Origin of the sequence: Clostridium beijerinckii (assembly GCF_018223745.1) — a bacterium.
Lineage (GTDB): Bacteria > Bacillota > Clostridia > Clostridiales > Clostridiaceae > Clostridium > Clostridium beijerinckii.
Genome location: NZ_CP073653.1, coordinates 2,173,311 through 2,197,220 on the forward strand (window position 1 = coordinate 2,173,311; position 23,910 = coordinate 2,197,220).

Below are 23,910 nucleotides of genomic sequence, written 5' to 3' on the forward strand. Positions count from 1 at the left end.
TAAATTAATTCATAAAAAAAATGAATTGCTTAATTTATGATATTTAGTAAGTGTGAAAGAATGTAGAAATTATTTTTATACTTGTTAGGGGATCAGTTGGGTATGTAATCAGAAAATTTGAATTACAAAAAAAATATTGGGAAAAATAATTAGAACCAGATTGAAGGAGGATAGATGTATGGAAAAAAACACTAAGGAATGTCCAAATTGCAAGAAAAAAACTGCTAATAATTCAAAGTCTTGTAGTTCATGCGGACTAGATCTTGATAGTGATGAAAATTATATAAGAGCTAAAGAAGAAACTAATAATGGAAATGATAGTTTTTTGAGCGAGTTAAACAAAATAGCGGGAGGAAGCGGGAAAGTAGAATTAAGATTAAGAGATCTAGTTGTTAATGTATTTAAAAAGCACACACCAGAAGAGAGAGAAAATACATTTATTTGCGGAACAGCAAAAACATCTCCTAAGGAAGGCGAGATATGTTCAAAGTGGCCTAAGCCTTGGCTGTTTTCAAGAGTTTTTTTTCTATTTGCAATAACTTTTGCTGGATTAGTAGCGCTGTTAAAAATTTTCGAGAATATATTAGCTTATCCAGGAATTATATTTATAGGTGCTTTGATAATTCCGTTTTCATTACTTATTTTCTTTTGGGAGGTAAATGCTCCAAGAAATATTAATATATTTGATGTAGTAAAAATATTCTTTTTTGGAGGTGTTTTTTCTTTGTTAATAACAATGATTCTAAGTAGAGTAGTGTATGTTAGAAATGTAGATTACATTGGATCAATAATGATAGGAATTATTGAAGAATCTGCTAAATTCATTGTTGTTGCGTATTTTTTAAGAGGAAGTAAGGAAAAATATATTTTAAATGGGCTTTTGCTAGGTGCAGCAGTGGGGGCAGGATTTGCAGTTTTTGAAACGGCTGGATATGCGTTTGCTTATGGATTTCAAATACCTACAATGATGAAGATAATATATACTAGAGGAATTTTAGCATTTGGAGGTCATATTGTCTGGGCAGCAATGTATGGAGCTGCTTTAGTTATGGTAAAGGAAGATAATAGGCTAAAATTTAAATATATAACGAATATAAAATTTCTTAAATATTTTATTATTGCTGTTGCGTTACATGCGGTTTGGGATATGCCAATAAGTAATACGAGTAATCTTCCAATAATACAAGGAATTCTTACAATAATTGCGTGGATTGTTATATTAATATTAATCAGTACAGGGTTAAAACAAATTTCAAGTTTAAGTTATAGTAATAGAATCTAATTCCATCAGATCATAGTTTATGGAAATAAAATTTCAATATACTAGCTTTTAAAGTTGCAAGCGATGTTGCTTATAAACTAAAATGTTATTTGTTATATAATTTATGAAGATGTCTTTCAGGATATAAAGTTTAGTATGGCTATTTCAATCATGTAACAACTGAGACTAGTGTATCAATATAGGTAAAAATTAGTATACTCAAGTATGATAGCGAAAAGTATAAATAATTTTATAAAATTGGGGAATAATTTAAAAAGTAAGTTAAATTAAAGATGTTAAGATAAAACACGTCGCTAAGACATATAAGCAAAAACAACTCAAGTTTATAAGATACTTGAATTGTAAAATTATAAGTTTTGTGAAAAATGTTGACAATATTAAATAGCGATGGTATGATTTAATTCATTGCTGAAGATTATAAAATTCAATAACTTAAAGCTAATAAAACATCTAAGAAAAAATGTTTGAAAAGTTTTAAAAAGGGTTGTTGACAAAGTCTGAAAGCGATGATATACTAATTAAGCTGTCAGAAACGACAGAAACTTGTAAGTCTTGTAATAACAGGATTTAGAAGGAAAAATTGGTCTTTGAAAATTGAACAGAATAACATAAATACATTTAAGTAAACCAGCAATTTTTATTTGAGTAAGCTAAGATTAAACTTTTTATTGAGAGTTTGATCCTGGCTCAGGACGAACGCTGGCGGCGTGCTTAACACATGCAAGTCGAGCGATGAAGCTCCTTCGGGAGTGGATTAGCGGCGGACGGGTGAGTAACACGTGGGTAACCTGCCTCATAGAGGGGAATAGCCTTCCGAAAGGAAGATTAATACCGCATAAGATTGTAGTGCCGCATGGCATAGCAATTAAAGGAGTAATCCGCTATGAGATGGACCCGCGTCGCATTAGCTAGTTGGTGAGGTAACGGCTCACCAAGGCGACGATGCGTAGCCGACCTGAGAGGGTGATCGGCCACATTGGGACTGAGACACGGCCCAGACTCCTACGGGAGGCAGCAGTGGGGAATATTGCACAATGGGGGAAACCCTGATGCAGCAACGCCGCGTGAGTGATGACGGTCTTCGGATTGTAAAGCTCTGTCTTCAGGGACGATAATGACGGTACCTGAGGAGGAAGCCACGGCTAACTACGTGCCAGCAGCCGCGGTAATACGTAGGTGGCAAGCGTTGTCCGGATTTACTGGGCGTAAAGGGAGCGTAGGTGGATATTTAAGTGGGATGTGAAATACTCGGGCTTAACCCTGGGTGCTGCATTCCAAACTGGATATCTAGAGTGCAGGAGAGGAAAGTAGAATTCCTAGTGTAGCGGTGAAATGCGTAGAGATTAGGAAGAATACCAGTGGCGAAGGCGACTTTCTGGACTGTAACTGACACTGAGGCTCGAAAGCGTGGGGAGCAAACAGGATTAGATACCATGGTAGTCCACGCCGTAAACGATGAATACTAGGTGTAGGGGTTGTCATGACCTCTGTGCCGCCGCTAACGCATTAAGTATTCCATGCCTGGGAGTACGGTCGCAAGATTAAAACTCAAAGGAATTGACGGGGGCCCGCACAAGCAGCGGAGCATGTGGTTTAATTCGAAGCAACGCGAAGAACCTTACCTAGACTTGACATCTCCTGAATTACCCTTAATCGGGGAAGCCCTTCGGGGCAGGAAGACAGGTGGTGCATGGTTGTCGTCAGCTCGTGTCGTGAGATGTTGGGTTAAGTCCCGCAACGAGCGCAACCCTTATTGTTAGTTGCTACCATTTAGTTGAGCACTCTAGCGAGACTGCCCGGGTTAACCGGGAGGAAGGTGGGGATGACGTCAAATCATCATGCCCCTTATGTCTAGGGCTACACACGTGCTACAATGGCTGGTACAGAGAGATGCTAAACCGTGAGGCGGAGCTAAACTTTAAAACCAGTCTCAGTTCGGATTGTAGGCTGAAACTCGCCTACATGAAGCTGGAGTTGCTAGTAATCGCGAATCAGAATGTCGCGGTGAATACGTTCCCGGGCCTTGTACACACCGCCCGTCACACCATGAGAGTTGGCAATACCCAAAGTTCGTGAGCTAACGCGCAAGCGGGGCAGCGACCTAAGGTAGGGTCAGCGATTGGGGTGAAGTCGTAACAAGGTAGCCGTAGGAGAACCTGCGGCTGGATCACCTCCTTTCTATGGAGAAATCTAGATCAGACAGACGTTCTGACTAGTACAGATACATTGTTATGTATCAAAATATAAAATACTTGCTCAAAGGTTACTTAAGTATTTGTTCTGTTCAATTTTGAAAGACTAAGTCTTTCAAAAAAGCATAGCTTAGTAGCGACAAGTGCGAGAAAGCGAAAATTTTATGAAATGAAGCGTACTTCACGTACGTAAATGAGTAAAATTTGTAGTTGACGAAGCAATTGACGATAATAAGCAAGCAAGATGTTCTTTGAAAATTGCACATAGATTTAATGTATATAAAATACAACAAAGCCAAGAATAAATATTCTTTGTGAAATGATTAAACCAAATTGGATAACGTAATTTTTGTAGTAGATACTAAAATGCGTACTAATTTGTGAAGTTTAATAATGGCTAGTACAAGGAAACGAGAAAATTATGAAATGAGCAGTACTTAAACGTACGAGAGTGAGTAATTTTTGAAGTTGACGAAGTAATAGACATTAGTAAACGAACAAAAGGTCAAGCTACAAAGGGCGCATGGTGAATGCCTTGGCATCAGGAGCCGATGAAGGACGCGATAAGCTGCGATAAGCTTCGGGTAGACGCACATAGTCAGAGATCCGAAGATTTCCGAATGAGGAAACTCACATGGGAAACCCCATGTATCATAAAGTGAATACATAGCTTTATGAAGGTATACCCAGGGAACTGAAACATCTAAGTACCTGGAGGAAGAGAAAGAAAAATCGATTTTCTTAGTAGCGGCGAGCGAAAAGGAAAGAGCCCAAACCAGAGATTTATCTCTGGGGTTGCGGACAGAACATAACGAGAAATCATAGTTAATTGAACACAACTGGAAAGTTGGACCACAGTGGGTAATAGTCCCGTAAGTGAAAACTATGATAATCAGTTCTGCACCAGAGTACCACGAGACACGTGAAACCTTGTGGGAAGCAGGGAGGACCACCTCCCAAGGCTAAATACTACCTGATGACCGATAGTGAAGCAGTACCGTGAGGGAAAGGTGAAAAGAACCCCGGGAGGGGAGTGAAATAGAACCTGAAACCATGTGCCTACAACCGATCAGAGCACCTTATGTGTGTGATGATGTGCTTTTTGTAGAACGAGCCAACGAGTTACGGTATGTAGCGAGGTTAAGTACTTAAGGTACGGAGCCGAAGGGAAACCGAGTCTTAATAGGGCGACTAGTTGCATGCTGTAGACCCGAAACCGGGTGACCTATCCATGGCCAGGTTGAAGCGAGGGTAAAACCTCGTGGAGGACCGAACCACGTTGCTGTTGAAAAAGCATGGGATGAGCTGTGGATAGCGGAGAAATTCCAATCGAACTCGGATATAGCTGGTTCTCCTCGAAATAGCTTTAGGGCTAGCGTCGGAAAATGTGAGTAGTGGAGGTAGAGCACTGAATAGGCTAGGGGGCATAGCGCTTACCGAACCTTATCAAACTCCGAATGCCACATACTATCAGTCCGGCAGTCAGACTATGAAAGATAAGTTCCATGGTCAAAAGGGAAACAGCCCAGATCGTCAGCTAAGGTCCCAAAGTGTAAGTTAAGTGGAAAAGGATGTGGGATTTCTAAGACAACTAGGATGTTGGCTTAGAAGCAGCCACTCATTAAAAGAGTGCGTAATAGCTCACTAGTCAAGAGATCCTGCGCCGAAAATGTCCGGGGCTCAAACTTACCACCGAAGCTACGGGTTCACGTTTTACGTGAGCGGTAGAGGAGCGTCGTAATCGGGCTGAAGTCGTGCCGTAAGGAGCGGTGGACTGATTACGAGTGAGAATGTTGGCATTAGTAGCGAGATGTAGGCGAGAATCCTACAGGCCGAATATCTAAGGTTTCCTGAGTAAAGTTTGTCTTCTCAGGGTTAGTCGGGACCTAAGGCGAGGCCGAAAGGCGTAGTCGATGGACAATTGGTTGATATTCCAATACCACTATAATCGTTATTATCGATGGTGTGACGGAGAAGGATAGGATGTGCTAGCTATTGGATGCTAGTCTAAGCGTTTAGGGAGTTGGGATTGGCAAATCCGTTCCAACAATTCTGAGGCGTGATGGGGAAGGTTCTACGGAACCGAAGTATCTGATTCCATGCTTCCAAGAAAAGCATCTAGAGAGAGAAGTAGTGCCCGTACCGCAAACCGACACAGGTAGATGAGGAGAGAATCCTAAGGCCGACGGAAGAATTGCAGTTAAGGAACTAGGCAAATTGACCCCGTAACTTCGGGAGAAGGGGTGCCTGAGAAATCAGGCCGCAGAGAATAGGCACAAGCAACTGTTTAACAAAAACACAGGTCTCTGCTAAAGCGAAAGCTGATGTATAGGGGCTGACGCCTGCCCGGTGCTGGAAGGTTAAGGGGAACACTTAGTGGTAACGCGAAGGTGTGAACTTAAGCCCCAGTAAACGGCGGCCGTAACTATAACGGTCCTAAGGTAGCGAAATTCCTTGTCAGGTAAGTTCTGACCCGCACGAATGGCGTAATGACTTGTGCACTGTCTCAACTGCAAATCCGGCGAAGTTGTAGTGCGAGTGAAGATGCTCGCTACCCGCGATTGGACGGAAAGACCCCGTAGAGCTTTACTGTAGCTTAGCATTGAATTTCGGTATTGTCTGTACAGGATAGGTGGGAGACTGGGAAACTAGGGCGTCAGCCTTGGTGGAGTCGTTGTTGGGATACCACCCTGATAGTATTGAAGTTCTAACTGGATGCCATGAAACTGGTGACAGGACATTGTTAGGTGGGCAGTTTGACTGGGGCGGTCGCCTCCTAAAATGTAACGGAGGCGCCCAAAGGTTCCCTCAGAACGGTCGGAAATCGTTCGAAGAGTGTAAAGGCAGAAGGGAGCCTGACTGCGACACCTACAAGTGGAGCAGGGACGAAAGTCGGGCTTAGTGATCCGGTGGTACCTCGTGGGAGGGCCATCGCTCAACGGATAAAAGCTACCTCGGGGATAACAGGCTGATCTCCCCCAAGAGTTCACATCGACGGGGAGGTTTGGCACCTCGATGTCGGCTCGTCGCATCCTGGGGCTGAAGTAGGTCCCAAGGGTTGGGCTGTTCGCCCATTAAAGCGGCACGCGAGCTGGGTTCAGAACGTCGTGAGACAGTTCGGTCCCTATCCGTCGCGGGCGTAGGAAATTTGAGAGGAGCTGTCCTTAGTACGAGAGGACCGGGATGGACTGACCTATGGTGTACCAGTTGTTTCGCCAGAAGCATAGCTGGGTAGCTAAGTCGGGAAGGGATAAACGCTGAAAGCATCTAAGTGTGAAGCCCACCTCAAGATGAGATTTCCCATAGCATAAGCTAGTAAGACCCCTTGAAGACTACAAGGTTGATAGGTCAGAGGTGTAAGTATGGTAACATATTTAGCTGACTGATACTAATAGGTCGAGGGCTTGACCAATATAATCAAGTTGTAATATACATTAATAGAGGAAGCTCGACTCACTGGCGTTCGCTGAGTAAGTTCGAGTATTCAGATATAAAATTTGGACCCTCACTTATGTGCAATTTTGAAAGAACAAATTCTTTCAAATAGCGTTCCGCGATAGCTCAATGGTGGAGCACTCGGCTGTTAACCGATAGGTTGGAGGTTCGAGTCCTCTTCGCGGAGCCAATATCTCGTGATGATGGCATAGAGGTAACACTCCTTCCCATTTCGAACAGGAAAGTTAAGGTCTATAGCGCCGATGGTACTGCATGGGAGACTGTGTGGCAGAGTAGGACGTTGCGAGGTAAGTATTAAAGATAGTCATAATGGCTGTCTTTTTTTTTATCAAATTTTGGGATGGTGAACATATAGATATATAAAAATAGGAATCTCACCAATAATGTGGAATATTAATGGTTATTCTGTTAAAATATAGATGAATATGCTAGAATTTGTGTTAGTGAATATTATATTTCATTATCATATGTTATCTAAAAAATTTAATTGATCAAAGTTTATTTTAAAATTATCAAGATATATAAAACCAATAAACTTATAAAGAATGAATTATATTATTTATAACTTATATGGTTGAAATTTCATTTGAGAATCTATATAGTAATTAGGTAGGAATTATCGTAGCTTTAATATGAATTTATTATGCTGACTTTATAGCGTTGTTAAGATGAACTATGATAAAAATAACTAATAATTAATTTACAAAGGAGACAGATATGCCTAATATTTTTGACGGACTTAGAAAAATTTCAGATAATGACATCATTGAACAAATTGCATTACTTGAAACAATGAATGTGACAAATATATCAAAGCCAATTATACAAAAGGCTAAGAAAAGAACTATAAGTATAATTAATTTTATAGGAAGTAAAATAGGAAAAAATCGTGTGCTTGAAGAACCGGAAGTAAAAGAAATATGGGCTTTGGTTGACGAAAAAAAAGAAGAATTGGAAAAGTGTACAAGAAATGAGTTAAATGAAAGGTTGTTCAACATTCTTTCCGAAAAGGCTAATGATGATTTAGAGAGTGCAACAGAGGACGAAGTATCAATAGAGGTAATAGAGGAAGCAGCTAAACTATATAAAGTGCATAAAAACTTAACGCCAAACCATAAGGCTGATATTATTTATTCAAAATATAATGAAAAGCTTAGTGGTAAGGCTAAAGAATATATAAATGGACAAGCATTTGTAGATCTACAAGAAACTACAAAAGATATAGAAGAAATTATAAGTAGTATGGATGAAGAACAAAAAAGAGAATTTACTCAATCAGTAGATGTTGCAAAATTGACATTTCTTAATGTGTGGAAAAAATTAGATAGGCAACATTTTATAAGACTTATATGGTTATGCGTTAAGGCTTATGGAGGTAGATTTACTGTGAAAGAAGAAGAACTTCCGAGTTTTGTAACAAGTGAAGAGGAAGTGGAAGCATTTAAAAGAGAAGAAGAATTAAAGAAGTCGCAGGAAGAATTGTTAAAGTTGAAAAAACAAATAGAATTATGTAAGGATAAAATAAATTCTATTGAGAATAGTTTAGAGAAAGAAAAACGTCTATTGAAGAGCGCAATTAGAAGTAGAGATAAAGCGGAAGAAGATATAATAGATTTGGGGAAAATACATATTAAATTAACATCAGTCAAGAAATCATATGAAGATGAATTAAAAGAGATTAAGGTTAAAATGGAAAACGCACCATTAGAGGAACTAGACTCACTTATGGAAGAATTTAAAGTAGTTAAGTTTGAAGAAATTGATGTGAATAATAAGATTTCAGATATTAATATAAAGGCCACATATAAGAAGGAATTGATAGATGATAATGTTAAAGCAATATCTATTAAAGAGGAAAGTATAAAAAACATTGGAATGGAATTTCAACATTTAAAAGAGGAAGCACATAACTTGGTAGATGCTTATAACAAAATGAAAAGTGATGTGAGAAATAAAGAAGAAGAAAAGAAGAGTGAAATATTTAAGAAATGGAGCCATTTTTTTAATAAGTTTACTTTTAATTTTGATAACTTGGGTAATGTAGTAAGCTTTACCCGAAGCGAATTACTTAAAATCGAACAATGTTTACATGAATTACATTTTACAAATGATCCAATGGCTTTAAGCATGGGAGTAATAGAAAGTAAAGGCAATAAGAAAAAAAAGGAAGAATATGAATACATAGATGTAAGCTTCTTAGATGGCTTTAAAATAGAGATTCAGTTTAGGATATTGGAAAATGGAGAAAAGACAGTACATATAGATGAAATCACTCCGGAATTTTAAATTATCTCATAAGTTATTTTTTTACAAGTATTTGGATAAAATTATAATTATGGAATATTTGCTTAGAATATAAGGTAAGGAGATAATAAAATGAATAGTTCTGAATTAACATCAGAAGATGTTAATGAAATTCTTAAAGATCAGAAAGAGTTTTTTAGCACTCAGGCTACTAAGAAAATAGAATTTCGAATTAATCAATTAAAAAAACTTAAAGAAAGTATAAAAGATTATGAAAGTAAAATTACTGAAGCTTTAAGTCTTGATTTGGGAAAACATGAATTTGAATCATATGTAACAGAAATAGGATTTGTATATTTGAGTATAGAAAATACAATTAATAATTTAAGGAAATGGGCAAAGCCTAAAAAAACAGAAACACCGATATTTTTAAAGCCTGGAAAAAGTTATATAGTTAGCGAACCTTATGGAAGCGTGTTAATAATCGGTCCTTACAATTACCCGTTTCAACTCGTTATTGAGCCGTTAATAGGTGCAATAAGTGCAGGGAATTGCATAGTAATAAAGCCTTCTGAAATTTCATTGAATGTTTCAAATACAATAAGTGAAATGATTTCAAAAATATTTGATAAAAAATATATAAGCTGTGTAGAAGGAAGTATTAAGACAAATATTTCATTAATAAATGCTCCATTTGATTATATATTCTTTACTGGAAGCGTAAGTGTTGGAAAGATAGTAATGAAAGCGACAGCGCAAAATTTGATTCCAGTTACTCTAGAGCTAGGCGGTAAAAGTCCAGTAATAGTAGATGAAACTGCTAATATCAAAATTTCTGCTCAAAGGATTATTTGGGGAAAGACTTTAAATGCAGGGCAGACATGTGTAGCTCCAGATTATATTATGGTTAGTAAAAATATTAAAGATGAGCTTATTAAAGAAATGAAAAATGCCATAAAAGAATTTTTTGGAGATAACGTTAAATCTAGTAAATATTATGGCAGGATAATAAATGATAAACATTTTAACAGAATAAAAAATTTAATTGATAAAGATAAAAGGGGAATTCTTTATGGAGGAAGTTATGATGAATATGAAAGGTTTATAGAGCCAACAATTATAGATGTATCAGCATTTGAATCGGAAAGCATGAAGGAAGAAATATTTGGGCCTGTACTACCTATTATTGAGTTTGTTAATTTTGATGAGGTTGTAATGAAAATCAAAAAAATGCCTAAACCTCTGGCTCTTTATATATTCACTAATAATAAGAAAATACGAGAAAGAGTCATCGAAGAAATACCATCAGGAGGCATTTGTATAAATGATACTTTAAATCATTTAGCAAATAGTAATTTGCCATTTGGAGGTGTTGGAAATTCTGGTATAGGATCTTATCATGGAGAAGAGAGCTTTAAAACATTTTCTCATAGAAAAAGTGTCCTGAATAGAGGAACAAAAATAAATATTAGAATACTTTTTCCACCATATAGCGCAAAGAGTATGACTTTAATTAAAAAATTTCTTAATTAAAATAATAAATTTCTATTAGGAAACTAAGTTTTAATGTTATTAAAAAGCAAAATGCTGATATATCGTAGGTTATAATAGTAATAATTTTATTATATATAGGCTACGATATATTAAAGGTTAGTATAATTTCCATAGAAGAATAAATTTATTAATGGTCTAATGAAATGATAAGTAGCTTGAAATTTTACTTATAAATGATGTAGTGAAAAATTAGAGCCATAACTTCGAATATAAATCCTATTGAGCATACTCCAATCCAACCGAAATATTGCCAGCTTAAAGGTGCTAGAAATGAGCCTAATGATCCACCAAGAAAATATGAAACCATAAATACAGTATTAATTCGGCTACGTGCTTCATCACCAAGCTCATGTATCCTTGCTTGATTGGAAACTTGACCAGCTTGGGTTCCTAAATCTAGTAGTATAACACCAACAATTAAACCATAAAGTTTATATCCTAAAATGAAAAAACATATATAAGATAAAGTAGAAAAAATAATGCTTATTCCCACTGTAAATTTAGGGGTTTTTTTATCAGCAATTCTTCCAACAAAAGGTGCGGCGCCAGCTCCAGCAACCCCTATTAAACCAAGCAATCCAGCTTCACGTGTTCCAAGATTATAAACGTGAGAACCTAATAAAAAAATAACAGAAGTCCAAAATGCACTGAAAGCTCCAAACATCAATGCTCCATTTATAGATGCTTCTCTTAAAGTTTTCTCTTGTTTAATTAGAGGAAATATGGAGAGTATTAGCTTAGCGTATGATATACTGGAGTTTGGTATGCTTGTTGGAAAAAAGTTTTTTATTATTATTGCAAAAAGTGCCATTAAGAATGCAGCACAGAAATATACTGATCTCCAACCAAAAGCTTGGCCGACAATCCCACTAAATGTTCTTGATAGTAATATTCCTATTAGAAGTCCACTCATAACATTACCTATTATTTTTCCACGTTCTGAAGGTTCTGCCAAATGCGCAGCAAATGGAACTATTAGTTGAGGAATTATTGTTGTAAATCCAACTAACAGAGAAGCAATTAATAAAATTACGTAATTAGGAGAAATAGCAACTAATAGCAAAGAAATACCAACAACTATAAGCATTTTTATAATTAGATTACGACGTTCTTTTATATCTCCAAGTGGAACAAATAGAAATAATCCTAGAGCATAACCTATTTGGGTTAGAGTTACAATAAATCCTGCTTGAGATTCTGAAATATTAAAGTTTATAGAAATTTGTGTTAGTAATGGCTGAATAAAATATAGGTTTGCAACTGTAGCCCCGCAAGTAATAGCCATAATTAATATTATAAATCTGTTTAATTTAAAATTTGATTTATGAGTCATTTTAATCCTCCACAATACTGTATTGATTTATGTATAGATACTATACATATAATATAAAATAAAATACCTTGAAAAGGTATCTTATATTTTGTCTTTAAATTGCTTTAGAAAATTATACAAAAATTCTTTATTTTCTCTGCTAGCACTTCTCAATAACTCTTTTATAACAAGATTGTATTGGTTGTGATAGCTTTTATGATTTTTATATGCCACCTCACCTTTTTCTGTAAGCTTCAATATTAGTTTTGAATTACTATCAGAACTCGCCTCCTTAAATAGATAGCCCTTATTTTCTAATCTCTTTATAGTTTGTGAGACAGCACCTCGCGTAATCTCAAGTTTTCTTGCAATAGCTGAAATATGTAAGCCCTCATTTTCTTTTATATATTGCAGCATGTGTATTTCGGAATGATATAGATTTGAATCTGTTCCAAAATTTTTTGCTTTCAAATCTTTTTCAAAGAAACTACATATTACTTCCAGAAATATTTCACTAATTTCTTTATTGTCTAATAATTTATCCATAATAAATATTGTATAGATGCTACACAATGTTGTCAAACGTTATAATGTAATAGATAATGCTTTAGTGAAGATGATAATGAATATAAAAATATACTAGTTAACGTATATTAATTATAGTTAAAAAGTATAATGATAATAATTTTATAAATTTTCTTTAGTCTATATACAATTTAAAATAAATTCAAATATAATAGGAGAAATTAATTATGAATTATACTATTTATGATTTGATAGAGAGACTTATTGATATTGAGAACAATGCATTAGAGGTATATAAAAAAATTGAAGAAAATGCAAAAGAAAAGAATTCTAAAAATATTGAGATTATTACAAGAGTGATTAGAAAGGAAGAAATTAAACATATCAAATATTATGAGCGATTAAAAGAGAAATTTAACTATGAACTCAATGATACTATTGATTTTTACTTATATGACAAAGTTGTAAAGCTTTTATATGAATTTAAGAGTCAAATTAGAATTCCTCATGTAGACAATGTTCAGGATTTAATAAAATATTCATTAGAATTTGAGAAAAATAGCATAAGCTTACTTCTAGATATCCGGGGAAGATTACTTGGAAACTTAAATGATGTAAACAATAATGTATATAAGATTATCTCAAATATTATAGAAGAAGAAAGGAGACATGAGAAAATGTTTAGTGATTTGGTTTTGAAATAATATTTAAGATATAACTTCTAGGAAACATTAATATATGCATTGAAGTATAGTAAGTCTATTAGTAAACTATTTCTAGTGTGTCAGTATAAATAAAATTTAGAATAATGACATATAGCAGAGAAAAGTATGAATAATCTTATAAAATTAGGGGATAATTTAAAATGTAAGTAATTTAGAAGTGTTAAGATAAAAAACGTCGCTAAGAGATGTAAACAAAAAAACTCAAGTTTACAAGATATTTGAAATGTAAAATTATAAGTTTTGTGAAAAATGTTGACAATATTGAATAGCGATGGTATGATTTAATTCGTTGCTGAAGAGGATGAAATTCAATAACTTAAAGCTAATAAAACATCTAAGAAAAAAATGTTTGAAAAGTTTAGAAAAAGGTTGTTGACAAAGTCTGAAAGCGATGATATACTGAATAAGCTGTCAGAAACGACAGAAACTTGTAAGTCTTGTAATAACAGGATTTAGAAGGAAAAATTGGTCTTTGAAAATTGAACAGAATAACATAAATACATTTAAGTAAACCAGCAATTTTTATTTGAGTAAGCTAAGATTAAACTTTTTATTGAGAGTTTGATCCTGGCTCAGGACGAACGCTGGCGGCGTGCTTAACACATGCAAGTCGAGCGATGAAGCTCCTTCGGGAGTGGATTAGCGGCGGACGGGTGAGTAACACGTGGGTAACCTGCCTCATAGAGGGGAATAGCCTTCCGAAAGGAAGATTAATACCGCATAAGATTGTAGTGCCGCATGGCATAGCAATTAAAGGAGTAATCCGCTATGAGATGGACCCGCGTCGCATTAGCTAGTTGGTGAGGTAACGGCTCACCAAGGCGACGATGCGTAGCCGACCTGAGAGGGTGATCGGCCACATTGGGACTGAGACACGGCCCAGACTCCTACGGGAGGCAGCAGTGGGGAATATTGCACAATGGGGGAAACCCTGATGCAGCAACGCCGCGTGAGTGATGACGGTCTTCGGATTGTAAAGCTCTGTCTTCAGGGACGATAATGACGGTACCTGAGGAGGAAGCCACGGCTAACTACGTGCCAGCAGCCGCGGTAATACGTAGGTGGCAAGCGTTGTCCGGATTTACTGGGCGTAAAGGGAGCGTAGGTGGATATTTAAGTGGGATGTGAAATACTCGGGCTTAACCTGGGTGCTGCATTCCAAACTGGATATCTAGAGTGCAGGAGAGGAAAGTAGAATTCCTAGTGTAGCGGTGAAATGCGTAGAGATTAGGAAGAATACCAGTGGCGAAGGCGACTTTCTGGACTGTAACTGACACTGAGGCTCGAAAGCGTGGGGAGCAAACAGGATTAGATACCCTGGTAGTCCACGCCGTAAACGATGAATACTAGGTGTAGGGGTTGTCATGACCTCTGTGCCGCCGCTAACGCATTAAGTATTCCGCCTGGGGAGTACGGTCGCAAGATTAAAACTCAAAGGAATTGACGGGGGCCCGCACAAGCAGCGGAGCATGTGGTTTAATTCGAAGCAACGCGAAGAACCTTACCTAGACTTGACATCTCCTGAATTACCCTTAATCGGGGAAGCCCTTCGGGGCAGGAAGACAGGTGGTGCATGGTTGTCGTCAGCTCGTGTCGTGAGATGTTGGGTTAAGTCCCGCAACGAGCGCAACCCTTATTGTTAGTTGCTACCATTTAGTTGAGCACTCTAGCGAGACTGCCCGGGTTAACCGGGAGGAAGGTGGGGATGACGTCAAATCATCATGCCCCTTATGTCTAGGGCTACACACGTGCTACAATGGCTGGTACAGAGAGATGCTAAACCGTGAGGCGGAGCTAAACTTTAAAACCAGTCTCAGTTCGGATTGTAGGCTGAAACTCGCCTACATGAAGCTGGAGTTGCTAGTAATCGCGAATCAGAATGTCGCGGTGAATACGTTCCCGGGCCTTGTACACACCGCCCGTCACACCATGAGAGTTGGCAATACCCAAAGTTCGTGAGCTAACGCGCAAGCGGGGCAGCGACCTAAGGTAGGGTCAGCGATTGGGGTGAAGTCGTAACAAGGTAGCCGTAGGAGAACCTGCGGCTGGATCACCTCCTTTCTATGGAGAAATCTAGATCAGCATGATGTCTGACTAGTACAGATACATTATTATGTATGAAAATATAAAATACTTGCTCAAAGGTTACTTAAGTATTTGTTCTGTTCAATTTTGAAAGACTAAGTCTTTCAAAATGCGTAGCTTAGTAGCAACAAGTGCGAAGAAGCGAAAATTTTATGAAATGAAGCGTACTTCACGTACGTGAATGAGTAAAATTTGGAGCTGATGAAGCAATTGAAGTTAATAAGCAGCAGATGTTCTTTGAAAATTGCACATAGATTTAATGTATATATAAAATACAACAAAGCCAAGAATAAATATTCTTTGTGATATGACTAATAATTAGGTCAAGCTACAAAGGGCGCATGGTGAATGCCTTGGCATCAGGAGCCGATGAAGGACGCGATAAGCTGCGATAAGCTTCGGGTAGACGCACATAGTCAGAGATCCGAAGATTTCCGAATGAGGAAACTCACATGGGAAACCCCATGTATCATAAAGTGAATACATAGCTTTATGAAGGTATACCCAGGGAACTGAAACATCTAAGTACCTGGAGGAAGAGAAAGAAAAATCGATTTTCTTAGTAGCGGCGAGCGAAAAGGAAAGAGCCCAAACCAGAGATTTATCTCTGGGGTTGCGGACAGAACATAACGAGAAATCATAGTTAATTGAACACAACTGGAAAGTTGGACCATAGTGGGTAATAGTCCCGTAAGTGAAAACTATGATAATCAGTTCTGCACCAGAGTACCACGAGACACGTGAAACCTTGTGGGAAGCAGGGAGGACCACCTCCCAAGGCTAAATACTACCTGATGACCGATAGTGAAGCAGTACCGTGAGGGAAAGGTGAAAAGAACCCCGGGAGGGGAGTGAAATAGAACCTGAAACCATGTGCCTACAACCGATCAGAGCACCTTATGTGTGTGATGATGTGCTTTTTGTAGAACGAGCCAACGAGTTACGGTATGTAGCGAGGTTAAGTACTTAAGGTACGGAGCCGAAGGGAAACCGAGTCTTAATAGGGCGACTAGTTGCATGCTGTAGACCCGAAACCGGGTGACCTATCCATGGTAAGGTTGAAGCGAGGGTAAAACCTCGTGGAGGACCGAACCACGTTGCTGTTGAAAAAGCATGGGATGAGCTGTGGATAGCGGAGAAATTCCAATCGAACTCGGATATAGCTGGTTCTCCTCGAAATAGCTTTAGGGCTAGCGTCGGAAAATGTGAGTAGTGGAGGTAGAGCACTGAATAGGCTAGGGGGCATAGCGCTTACCGAACCTTATCAAACTCCGAATGCCACATACTATCAGTCCGGCAGTCAGACTATGAAAGATAAGTTCCATGGTCAAAAGGGAAACAGCCCAGATCGTCAGCTAAGGTCCCAAAGTGTAAGTTAAGTGGAAAAGGATGTGGGATTTCTAAGACAACTAGGATGTTGGCTTAGAAGCAGCCACTCATTAAAAGAGTGCGTAATAGCTCACTAGTCAAGAGATCCTGCGCCGAAAATGTCCGGGGCTCAAACTTACCACCGAAGCTACGGGTTCACGTTTTACGTGAGCGGTAGAGGAGCGTCGTAATCGGGCTGAAGTCGTACCGTAAGGAGCGGTGGACTGATTACGAGTGAGAATGTTGGCATTAGTAGCGAGATGTAGGCGAGAATCCTACAGGCCGAATATCTAAGGTTTCCTGAGTAAAGTTTGTCTTCTCAGGGTTAGTCGGGACCTAAGGCGAGGCCGAAAGGCGTAGTCGATGGACAATTGGTTGATATTCCAATACCACTATAATCGTTATTATCGATGGTGTGACGGAGAAGGATAGGATGTGCTAGCTATTGGATGCTAGTCTAAGCGTTTAGGGAGTTGGGATTGGCAAATCCGTTCCAACAATTCTGAGGCGTGATGGGGAAGGTTCTACGGAACCGAAGTATCTGATTCCATGCTTCCAAGAAAAGCATCTAGAAAGAGAAGTAGTGCCCGTACCGCAAACCGACACAGGTAGATGAGGAGAGAATCCTAAGGCCGACGGAAGAATTGCAGTTAAGGAACTAGGCAAATTGACCCCGTAACTTCGGGAGAAGGGGTGCCTGAGAAATCAGGCCGCAGAGAATAGGCACAAGCAACTGTTTAACAAAAACACAGGTCTCTGCTAAAGCGAAAGCTGATGTATAGGGGCTGACGCCTGCCCGGTGCTGGAAGGTTAAGGGGAACACTTAGCGAAGTTTCGCGAAGGTGTGAACTTAAGCCCCAGTAAACGGCGGCCGTAACTATAACGGTCCTAAGGTAGCGAAATTCCTTGTCAGGTAAGTTCTGACCCGCACGAATGGCGTAATGACTTGTGCACTGTCTCAACTGCAAATCCGGCGAAGTTGTAGTGCGAGTGAAGATGCTCGCTACCCGCGATTGGACGGAAAGACCCCGTAGAGCTTTACTGTAGCTTAGCATTGAATTTCGGTATTGTCTGTACAGGATAGGTGGGAGACTGGGAAACTAGGGCGTCAGCCTTAGTGGAGTCGTTGTTGGGATACCACCCTGATAGTATTGAAGTTCTAACTGGATGCCATGAAACTGGTGACAGGACATTGTTAGGTGGGCAGTTTGACTGGGGCGGTCGCCTCCTAAAATGTAACGGAGGCGCCCAAAGGTTCCCTCAGAACGGTCGGAAATCGTTCGAAGAGTGTAAAGGCAGAAGGGAGCCTGACTGCGACACCTACAAGTGGAGCAGGGACGAAAGTCGGGCTTAGTGATCCGGTGGTACCTCGTGGGAGGGCCATCGCTCAACGGATAAAAGCTACCTCGGGGATAACAGGCTGATCTCCCCCAAGAGTTCACATCGACGGGGAGGTTTGGCACCTCGATGTCGGCTCGTCGCATCCTGGGGCTGAAGTAGGTCCCAAGGGTTGGGCTGTTCGCCCATTAAAGCGGCACGCGAGCTGGGTTCAGAACGTCGTGAGACAGTTCGGTCCCTATCCGTCGCGGGCGTAGGAAATTTGAGAGGAGCTGTCCTTAGTACGAGAGGACCGGGATGGACTGACCTATGGTGTACCAGTTGTTTCGCCAGAAGCATAGCTGGGTAGCTAAGTCGGGAAGGGATAAACGCTGAAAGCATCTAAGTGTGAAGCCCACCTCAAGATGAGATTTCCCATAGCATAAGCTAGTAAGACCCCTTGAAGACTACAAGGTTGATAGGTCAGAGGTGTAAGTATGGTAACATATTTAGCTGACTGATACTAATAGGTCGAGAGCTTGACCAATATAATCAAGTTGTAATATACATTAATAGAGGAAGCTCGACTCACTGGCGTTCGCTGAGTAAGTTCGAGTATCCAGATATAAAATTTGGACCCTCACTTATGTGCAATTTTGAAAGAACAAATTCTTTCAAATAGCGTTCCGCGATAGCTCAATGGTGGAGCACTCGGCTGTTAACCGATAGGTTGGAGGTTCGAGTCCTCTTCGCGGAGCCAATATCTCGTGATGATGGCATAGAGGTAACACTCCTTCCCATTTCGAACAGGAAAGTTAAGGTCTATAGCGCCGATGGTACTGCATGGGAGACTGTGTGGCAGAGTAGGACGTTGCGAGGTAAGTATTAAAGATAGTCATTATGACTGTCTTTTTTTTATACAGAAATTATGAAATAAATAGTATATTTATCATAAGAAGGAGTGCTTTAATTGTATATAAGTGAAACAAAGATTGTAGTAAGATATGCCGAAACAGATAAAATGGGAATTGTTCATCATTCTAATTACTTTATTTGGTTTGAGGCAGGGAGAACTGATTTCATAAAAGGAAGTAATATAAGTTACAGTGAAATGGAGGAAAATGGCATACTAATACCTTTAACTGAAAGTAATTGTAAATATATTATAGGAGCAAAATATGAAGATGAATTAATCATAAAAACATGGGTTAAGCAACTAACGCCTGTTAAGGTAGAGTTTAATTATTCCGTTATCAGAGAAAATGATCAAAAAGAAATTGCTAAAGGAAGTACATTACATGTTTTTGTTAACAATGACTTCAAGATAATTAACTTAAAGAAGGTCAATAAAGAAATATTTAATAAGTTAGAATCTTTAATATAAAATATATTGTGTGAATCTAGAAGATCATATCTTAAATTAAGAATTTTAGATATGATCTTTGTTTTGTAGCAGGTTTATTCATTAACCAATACTTTTACGATTTCTCCAATATAAATTGTGTGATAATCTTTTTCAGGATAAATTTTCTCATCAAAAGAAGGATTATCAAAGTTTTCAGGTTTAATTTCTGTATGATACATCTTTTTGCATACTACCACCATTTTTGCTTCTTTAAAGTAAGTATTATTCTCATCAAAAATTGGAGTTAAATTTGCTTTTTCAACTTTGTTATCATCTCTTCCAGAAAGACTTCCACAAATATTTAAAGCTTTTCTATAATCTTCGCTAAAAAATGATAATGTAAATGTATCATTTGAATCTACAAATTGTTTTGTATAACGTCCAGGTCTAATGTATACAGTAGCTGAGTTTTTACCCCAGAATACGCCTAGTCCTCCCCAACTTGCGGTCATGGTATTGAATTTATTTTCAGTACCAGCTGTGATTAATAACCATTCGTGTCCGATGAGAGTGAATGGATTTATATTTAGGTTTTTAATTTCAATTTCTTTGAATGACATATGCTTGCCTCCTATAAATTTTTTTATTTAATAATTTATACTTATTTTAAAGCTATTAGAATAAAAGTTCAATTACATAATTTTTAATTTTATATAATTACTTAAATCACTTTTTTAGGAAATCGATAAGTGTTTTAGCGGCTATTGACAGATTATTTGAATTTTTATAAATCACACCTATATATCTAGGAGGGATCTCGTATTTTAGAGGAATTTCTAAAAGGATTTTATTTTCAAGCTCATCATTTAAAAACTCTTTTATAACAGAAGTAATACCAAGTCCCATTTTTGCGCATTCAATTAAAAAATCCATATTGCTGGCTTCAATATCTGGAATGATATTGATATTATGTTTATTAAAATAGCTTTCTATATGTTCTCGTGTAGCGTTAGGATTTTCAAGAAGCATAAAAGATCCCTCAGCTAATGTATCATCAGCAGGATTCAAGTTTAGTTTTTCTAAATAAGTACCACTTGCTACTAGGATATCTTGAATTTTGCACAGCCTTATGAAATTAAGATCAGCTTGGGTGGAAGTAGTACCAATGATGCCTAAATCTAATTTCTCTTCTTGAACTAACTTTATTGTATCCAAAGTAGGTTTATTTATTATCTTGGTCTTAAAATAAGGATATTCTTTTATAAATTCCCGAAATCTAGGTAAAAAATAATTTTTTCCAATGGTTGTGCTTACACCTAAATTAATTGTACCAGTTTCTTTATTTTTTAGCTTTTCCAAGATATTCGCTCCAAGGTTAAGTTCATCAAAAGCATTTTGTATGTGATCAAATAATATTTTTCCTTCTGGTGTTAGGGTCACACCTTTTGAACTTCTCGAAAATAAGGTTACATTAAAAGAAGTTTCTAATGTTTTTATTGATTTACTTACAGCAGGCTGAGAAACAAAAAGAATTTCAGCTGCATGAGATATATTCTTGCATTTGGCTACTGTGAGAAAGACTTTATAAAGATTTAGATCAAAAATCATAGTATAACTCCTAATTATAGTATTCATAACTAATATATATTTTTATTATACATTAAGACAAGCTAAAATAGTAATAAGATAGAAAAATATTTAAATTTATATTAAAAATATAAAAGAAAGGAAGAACAGATTATGAAGATTGGAATAATTGGAATGGGAGCGATAGGTGGGTATATTGCTGCTATGCTTTGTAGAAGTAAAGAAAATGTTAATGTTGTAGCGTATGGAAAAACACTAAATAAAATAAAGACTGATGGAATTTCATTGGAAAGTGAAATAAATGGAAATTTTACTGTTTTTCCTACTCTCGCGACAGATAATTCAGATGAAATTGGTGTTGTTGACATTATCTTTGTTTGCGTAAAAGGATATTCTTTAAAGGCGGCAGCAAAAGCAATTTTACCTATGGTAGGTGATCATACTTTAATTATTCCTATAATTAATGGGGTAGACGGCGGAAATAAGTTATATTCTTACTTAAGAAAAGGAAAAGTAACAGATGCTATTATGTCAATTAGCTCAAAAATTGAAGGTGATGGAGTTATTAAGCATACTAGCCAAAATACTAGAATATTTATATCATCTAATAAAAAACGCCCTATGTATAAAAGAGATTTAGAACGGATCTATAATGTTTTAACTAAATCGAATATTTTATGTGAGGTAAGAAGAGATGCAGAAATTTTTGCATGGAATAACTACGTATTTAATTGTGCTTTTAATGTAACTGATTCATATTACGATGTGAAAGTAAAAGGAATATTAGAAGATAAAATGAAATTTGAAACATTTTGTAATGTAGCAAAGGAATGCGAAGAAGTTGCTAGAAGTAAGGGAATAAATCTTCATCCTAATATTTATGAGAATGCAATAAGTACACTAAAAAGCTTATCTAAAAAAAGTATAAGTTCAATGCATAGAGATGTAGTATCTGGAAAAAAATTTGAGCTTGAATTATTTTGTGGCGATTTATGTAGGATGGGAAAAGATTTGGGAGTTCCTACCCCTTATACTCAAAAAGCTTATGAAAAGCTAAGAGTTTTACAACCTGTGTAAGATATTCTGAAACACATATAATAGGTATGTAAAGCATTTTCTTAAATAATTCATTTATAGTTCACGAATATGATTATTTAGTTTAAAATAAGATTGATCATTAAAAATTCACTAGTGTGTTATAATATTAGCAACTATAATAGTTTATTATTTTGACTTATTTACGGAGGTGAATTTTTAGTGTGATTTAACTCTTGCACTAAGATATATTATGGATTATAAAAATAAAGTATGCATAATTACTGGAGGAGCTTTAGGGATAGGAAGATGTTTAACAAGAGAATTTTCAAATGTCGGTGCTAAAGTTATCTTCATTGATAAAAATAAAGAAGCAGGGAATGAAAATGTAGAATATATAAAAAGAAAAGGTGGAGAAGTTGAATTCTTTTTAGGCGATATTGCAGAAGAGGATACTTTATATAAGTTTGCAGAGTTTATAATAAAAAAATATAAAAATATAGATTACCTCATTAATAATGCTTGTATTAATAAAAAAGGAATTATTTCTAAATGTTCATATGAAGATTTTAATTATGTACTCAAAGTTGGAGTAACCGCGCCATACATATTAACCCAGTTACTTATGAATAATTTTAATAAAAATGGTGCAATTGTAAATATTTCATCTACTAGAGCCTATATGTCACAATCTGATACAGAAAGTTATACAGCTGCTAAAGGCGGAATTTTGGCATTGACTCATGGGCTTTCTGTTAGTCTTTCTAATAAAGTCAGGGTGAATTCGATTAGCCCAGGTTGGATTGATACAGGTTCTTATTATGATGAAGAATATGTACCAAAGTATAGTGAGAGTGATTTATTGCAGCATCCATCAGGCAGAATAGGGAATCCAAAAGATATAGCGAGAGCAGCTATGTTCTTGTGTAATGAAGAAAACAGCTTTATTAATGGAGAAAATATTAATATAGATGGCGGAATGACAAAACTTATGATATATAACGATGATAATGGATGGAGATATGATAGTAATTAGTATTTAATACATTATAAAAATTTTTTAAATCTTATGTATATAGAAGTTATTTTCTATATGCATAAGATTTTTTTTTCGGATTTACATATTTATAATTAGGTGCTGGAATAAACTTCAAATATAAAACATAGTATAAAGTAGAGTAACTAAAGGAGGAATAAGAGATGAATTTTTTACTTACTAAACTAAATGATACTTTTAGGGATAAGAAAGCCTATTTTTTCATTGTACTGATAATGTTTTGTTTAGGAATATCTTTTGGGCTTTACACTGTTAAATATATGGGGGAATCAGATAAAACGGATTTAACAAATTATTTTTTTAGTTTTACTAATTCTATAGATAGCCATCCTATCAATTATGGAAATTTATTATTCGAGGTTATAAAGAAAAATATACTAATTATTATACCTATATTTATATTAGGTTTAACTTTTTTTGGAGCTCCTGTAATATTAATTTTGGACTTATTAAAAGGTTTTACATTAGGGTATACTTTTTCTTTCATGATAACTACTTTTCAAGGAAAAGGGATGGGACTAGCCTTAATATCTATTGTTCCTCAGAATTTAATATATATTCCATGTTTCATAGCATTAAGTGTTATTAGTTTATCTATGTCTACAGAAAGGTTTAAGGGAAGATTTTTCAAACATGGAAAGATAAAAGATCCTTTTTTAGATGGTGTATTAAATAAATTAATTGTCATCCTAATATTATTTACAATAGGCATATTAATTGAAACTTATATATCACCATCTTTGATAAGATTTGTGGCTAATAAATTCTATTTATAAAACAAAAGATGATTTTAAATAAGGAAAGAAAAATGACGATTTGGTCGAAT

At 36.6% G+C, this 23,910-nt stretch carries 12 protein-coding genes, 2 tRNA genes and 6 rRNA genes; 16 read left to right on the forward strand and 4 right to left on the reverse strand.

The window, feature by feature from the left end; all coding sequences use genetic code 11:
• The first annotated feature begins 178 nt into the window (after window positions 1–178).
• The 7 genes from KEC93_RS09965 to KEC93_RS09995 all read left to right on the forward strand — a co-directional run bounded on the left by KEC93_RS09965 (window position 179) and on the right by KEC93_RS09995 (window position 10,707).
• Window positions 179–1,282, forward strand: coding sequence for a PrsW family glutamic-type intramembrane protease (locus KEC93_RS09965; RefSeq protein WP_077868554.1), 1,104 nt, complete (start codon window positions 179–181; stop codon window positions 1,280–1,282).
• A 664-nt stretch (window positions 1,283–1,946) separates the two neighbouring features.
• Window positions 1,947–3,460 (forward strand): 16S ribosomal RNA (locus KEC93_RS09970).
• 517 nt (window positions 3,461–3,977) lie between these two features.
• Window positions 3,978–6,886 (forward strand): 23S ribosomal RNA (locus KEC93_RS09975).
• Window positions 6,887–7,024: 138 nt separating this feature from the next.
• Window positions 7,025–7,099 (forward strand) — tRNA-Asn (locus KEC93_RS09980).
• 3 nt (window positions 7,100–7,102) lie between these two features.
• A 5S ribosomal RNA gene (gene rrf, locus KEC93_RS09985) occupies window positions 7,103–7,219 on the forward strand.
• The 16S, 23S and 5S rRNA genes sit together here with 1 tRNA gene alongside, the layout of an rRNA operon.
• A gap of 428 nt (window positions 7,220–7,647) precedes the next feature.
• Window positions 7,648–9,216, forward strand: a complete 1,569-nt coding sequence (locus tag KEC93_RS09990; protein ID WP_023977043.1) for a coiled-coil domain-containing protein — start codon at window positions 7,648–7,650, stop codon at window positions 9,214–9,216.
• A 90-nt stretch (window positions 9,217–9,306) separates the two neighbouring features.
• Complete coding sequence (locus tag KEC93_RS09995) at window positions 9,307–10,707, forward strand: aldehyde dehydrogenase (protein ID WP_077870012.1); 1,401 nt, start codon at window positions 9,307–9,309, stop codon at window positions 10,705–10,707.
• Between the two features lie 184 nt (window positions 10,708–10,891).
• On the opposite strand, the gene KEC93_RS10000 is transcribed toward KEC93_RS09995, so the two are convergent.
• Together KEC93_RS10000 and KEC93_RS10005 are read right to left on the reverse strand one after the other, a co-directional pair.
• Entirely contained in the window at window positions 10,892–12,061 is a 1,170-nt protein-coding gene (locus tag KEC93_RS10000; protein ID WP_077870013.1) for an MFS transporter, read from the reverse strand.
• Window positions 12,062–12,142: 81 nt separating this feature from the next.
• Window positions 12,143–12,586, reverse strand: a complete 444-nt coding sequence (locus tag KEC93_RS10005) for a MarR family winged helix-turn-helix transcriptional regulator (RefSeq protein WP_017210204.1) — start codon at window positions 12,584–12,586, stop codon at window positions 12,143–12,145.
• Window positions 12,587–12,792: 206 nt separating this feature from the next.
• Here KEC93_RS10005 and KEC93_RS10010 point away from each other — a divergent pair, with 206 nt between their 5' ends.
• From KEC93_RS10010 to KEC93_RS10035, 6 genes are all read left to right on the forward strand, one after another.
• Window positions 12,793–13,269 (forward strand): ferritin family protein, encoded by a 477-nt coding sequence (locus KEC93_RS10010; RefSeq protein WP_023977040.1) that lies wholly within the window; start codon window positions 12,793–12,795, stop codon window positions 13,267–13,269.
• A gap of 570 nt (window positions 13,270–13,839) precedes the next feature.
• Window positions 13,840–15,351 (forward strand): 16S ribosomal RNA (locus KEC93_RS10015).
• Between the two features lie 345 nt (window positions 15,352–15,696).
• Window positions 15,697–18,607 (forward strand): 23S ribosomal RNA (locus KEC93_RS10020).
• A 138-nt stretch (window positions 18,608–18,745) separates the two neighbouring features.
• Window positions 18,746–18,820 (forward strand) — tRNA-Asn (locus tag KEC93_RS10025).
• Between the two features lie 3 nt (window positions 18,821–18,823).
• A 5S ribosomal RNA gene (rrf, locus tag KEC93_RS10030) occupies window positions 18,824–18,940 on the forward strand.
• Window positions 18,941–19,030: 90 nt separating this feature from the next.
• Complete coding sequence (locus KEC93_RS10035; RefSeq protein WP_023976448.1) at window positions 19,031–19,444, forward strand: acyl-CoA thioesterase; 414 nt, start codon at window positions 19,031–19,033, stop codon at window positions 19,442–19,444.
• A 74-nt stretch (window positions 19,445–19,518) separates the two neighbouring features.
• Here the strand turns inward: KEC93_RS10035 and KEC93_RS10040 are convergent, their stop codons facing one another.
• Window positions 19,519–20,025, reverse strand: coding sequence for a flavin reductase family protein (locus KEC93_RS10040; protein ID WP_023976447.1), 507 nt, complete (start codon window positions 20,023–20,025; stop codon window positions 19,519–19,521).
• 106 nt (window positions 20,026–20,131) lie between these two features.
• Window positions 20,132–21,013 (reverse strand): LysR family transcriptional regulator, encoded by an 882-nt coding sequence (locus KEC93_RS10045; protein ID WP_077869996.1) that lies wholly within the window; start codon window positions 21,011–21,013, stop codon window positions 20,132–20,134.
• Window positions 21,014–21,145: 132 nt separating this feature from the next.
• Between KEC93_RS10045 and KEC93_RS10050 the strand changes: the two genes are divergently transcribed.
• From KEC93_RS10050 to spoIIM, 3 genes are all read left to right on the forward strand, one after another.
• Complete coding sequence (locus KEC93_RS10050; protein ID WP_023976445.1) at window positions 21,146–22,069, forward strand: ketopantoate reductase family protein; 924 nt, start codon at window positions 21,146–21,148, stop codon at window positions 22,067–22,069.
• Window positions 22,070–22,280: 211 nt separating this feature from the next.
• Window positions 22,281–23,063 (forward strand): SDR family oxidoreductase, encoded by a 783-nt coding sequence (locus KEC93_RS10055; protein WP_031276223.1) that lies wholly within the window; start codon window positions 22,281–22,283, stop codon window positions 23,061–23,063.
• A gap of 164 nt (window positions 23,064–23,227) precedes the next feature.
• Window positions 23,228–23,860 (forward strand): stage II sporulation protein M, encoded by a 633-nt coding sequence (gene spoIIM, locus KEC93_RS10060; RefSeq protein WP_077869997.1) that lies wholly within the window; start codon window positions 23,228–23,230, stop codon window positions 23,858–23,860.
• The last annotated feature ends 50 nt before the right edge of the window (window positions 23,861–23,910 follow it).